This window comes from Sphingomonas sp. 3-13AW (assembly GCF_049311085.1).
Classification (GTDB): Bacteria; Pseudomonadota; Alphaproteobacteria; order Sphingomonadales; family Sphingomonadaceae; genus Sphingomonas.
Genome location: NZ_JASNVZ010000047.1, coordinates 2,501 through 5,765, shown reverse-complemented (window position 1 = coordinate 5,765; position 3,265 = coordinate 2,501). Strand labels below are relative to the sequence as shown.

At 54.6% G+C, this 3,265-nt stretch carries 1 tRNA gene and 2 rRNA genes; all 3 read right to left on the bottom strand.

Features of this window, described 5'->3' with window-relative positions:
* Positions 1-3 precede the first annotated feature (3 nt).
* Positions 4-80: transfer RNA gene (locus tag QP045_RS21395), tRNA-Met, on the bottom strand.
* A gap of 50 nt (positions 81-130) precedes the next feature.
* Positions 131-245 (bottom strand): 5S ribosomal RNA (gene rrf / locus QP045_RS21390).
* A gap of 107 nt (positions 246-352) precedes the next feature.
* Positions 353-3,148: ribosomal RNA gene (locus QP045_RS21385) — 23S ribosomal RNA — on the bottom strand.
* Between the last annotated feature and the right edge of the window lie 117 nt (positions 3,149-3,265).

The following is a 3,265-nucleotide window of genomic DNA, read 5'->3' as shown; positions in this document are numbered from 1 at the left end:
TGTTGGTTGCGGGGACAGGATTTGAACCTGTGACCTTCAGGTTATGAGCCTGACGAGCTACCGGGCTGCTCCACCCCGCGACGCTGGGAGTGTTGCATTGTGAATGGGTTTTGTGTGCACGAGCTTCAATGCCTGGCGACGACCTACTCTTCCATCGCTTGAGCGATAGTACCATTGGCGCAGTCTGGTTTCACGGCCGAGTTCGGGATGGGATCGGGTGGGTCACAGACGCTATAGCCACCAAGCAATGAAGCTTGTGCACACAGTTTTTCAAATCGATTGGTCAAGGCTGGATGACATCCACGATGACGTTTCTGAAAAGATCCAGGGTTGTCATTGATGGTGCGAACTCATCAAGCGCGAATAGGACAATTAGTATCGGTTAGCTACACGCGTTACCGCGCTTCCACATCCGATCTATCAAGGTCGTGGTCTCCGACCGTCCTAAGAAATCTTATCTCGAGGGAGGCTTCCCGCTTAGATGCTTTCAGCGGTTATCCCGTCCGTACATAGCTACCCTGCTGCGCTCTTGGCAGAACGACAGGTACACCAGAGGTACGTTCAACCCGGTCCTCTCGTACTAGGGTCAACTCCTCTCAAATTTCGACGCCCACGGCAGATAGGGACCAAACTGTCTCGCGACGTTCTGAACCCAGCTCACGTACCACTTTAATTGGCGAACAGCCAAACCCTTGGGACCTGCTCCAGCCCCAGGATGTGATGAGCCGACATCGAGGTGCCAAACAACCCCGTCGATATGAGCTCTTGGGGGTTATCAGCCTGTTATCCCCGGCGTACCTTTTATCCGTTGAGCGATGGCCCTTCCACGAGGGACCACCGGATCACTATGACCGACTTTCGTCTCTGCTCGACTTGTCAGTCTCGCAGTCAGGCTGGCTTATGCCATTGCACTCTAACAGCCGGTTTCCAACCGGCCTGAGCCAACCTTCGCGCGCCTCCGTTACTCTTTAGGAGGCGACCGCCCCAGTCAAACTACCCGCCACAGAGGGTCCCTGATCCAGTTTCATGGATCGAGGTTAGACAGTAAAGAACAACAGGGTGGTATTTCACTTGGTGGCTCCACACCAGCTGGCGCCGGTGCTTCAAAGCCTCCCACCTATTCTACACAGTTGTTCTCCACTGCCACTCTGAAGCTGCAGTAAAGGTGCACGGGGTCTTTCCGTCTAACCGCGGGTACTCCGCATCTTCACGGAGAATTCAATTTCGCTGAGCATGTCCTGGAGACAGTGGGGAAGTCGTTACGCCATTCGTGCAGGTCGGAACTTACCCGACAAGGAATTTCGCTACCTTAGGACCGTTATAGTTACGGCCGCCGTTTACCGGGGCTTCATTTCGGAGCTTGCACCCCTCCACTTAACCTTCCGGCACCGGGCAGGCGTCAGACCCTATACGTCGTCTTGAAGCCGACTTAGCAGAGCCCTGTGTTTTTGCTAAACAGTCGCTACCCCCTGGCCTGTGCCCCCCATGAGAGCTTGCGCTTACATGGGGCCTCCTTCTTCCGAAGGTACGGAGGCAATTTGCCGAGTTCCTTCAGGACACTTCTCTCAAGCGCCTTGGTATACTCTACCTGACCACCTGTGTCGGTTTCGGGTACGGTCTATACGGTGGGGCTATTTCCCGGGACAGTTTCGAAGCCAGCTCAATCCGATAAGAGCTGACAACACACACCATCCGTCACACACCACCAGGCTGCGGAATATTAACCGCATTCCCATCGACTACCCCCTTCGGGCTCGTCTTAGGGGCCGGCTCACCCTGCGCGGATTAGCCTTGCGCAGGAACCCTTGGTCTTTCGGCGAGAGGGCATCTCACCCTCTTTATCGCTACTCATGTCTGCATTCGCACTTCCGATACCTCCACGGTCGGTTACCCTCCCGCTTCACAGGCGTACGGAACGCTCCGCTACCGCGTGCTCGTAAACGAGCACACCCTAAGCTTCGGTGCGTGTCTTGAGCCCCGTTACATCTTCGCCGCAGGAACCCTTGTTTAGACCAGTGAGCTGTTACGCTTTCTTTAAAGGATGGCTGCTTCTAAGCCAACCTCCTGGTTGTTTTGGGATTCCCACATGCTTTCCCACTTAGACACGACTTGGGGACCTTAGCTGTAGGTCAGGGCTGTTTCCCTTTTGACGACGGACCTTAGCACCCGCCGTCTGTCTCCCGAGTAGTACTCCTAGGTATTCGGAGTTTGGTTAGGTTTGGTAGATCTCGCGACCCCCTAGCCCATCCAGTGCTCTACCCCCTAGGGTATTCGCTCGAGGCACTACCTCAATAGTTTTCGCGGAGAACCAGCTATTTCCCGGCTTGATTGGCCTTTCACCCCTAAGCACAACTCATCCGGTAACTTTTCAACGTTAATCGGTTCGGACCTCCAGTGCGTGTTACCGCACCTTCATCCTGGTCATGCATAGATCGCCGGGTTTCGGGTCTAATGCATCAAACTCAGTCGCCCTATTCAGACTCGCTTTCGCTGCGCCTACACCTAACGGCTTAAGCTTGCTTGATACATTAAGTCACAGACCCATTATGCAAGAGGTACGCTGTCAGGCCTCAAGGACCCTCCAACTGCTTGTAGGCAATCCGTTTCAGGTACTGTTTCACTCCCCTCATCGGGGTGCTTTTCACCTTTCCCTCACGGTACTAGTTCGCTATCGGTCATGTACGAGTATTTAGGCTTGGAGGGTGGTCCCCCCATGTTCAGACAGGATTTCACGTGTCCCGCCCTACTCGAGTCCCAACACATCACTTTCGCATACGGGGCTGTCACCCGCTATGGCGTACCTTTCCAGATACTTCTGCTAGTTGAATGTCAGGCACTGGCCTGGTCCGCGTTCGCTCGCCACTACTAACGGAATCTCGGTTGATGTCTTTTCCTCCGGCTACTGAGATGTTTCAGTTCACCGGGTTCGCTTCACCAAAGCTATGTATTCACTTCGGTGATACCTTTCCCATTTAACCCGGCCGATGCTTGCACACCGGCTGAATTAAATGGTGAAGGTGGGTTCCCCCATTCGGAAATCGTCGGGTCAAAGGTTGCTCACACCTCACCGACGCTTATCGCAGCGTGCCACGTCCTTCATCGCCTGTACATGCCAAGGCATCCACGAATTGCCCTTACCTCACGCTTGAGAGTCCACACCACCAACGACAACACTGGATCAGCCCTAAGGCCGACACGAAACTCGGCAGAGCAGTGTTACGCTGGTTGAGCCATCCGTCGACACGCATGAAGCGTGCCGCCGAGC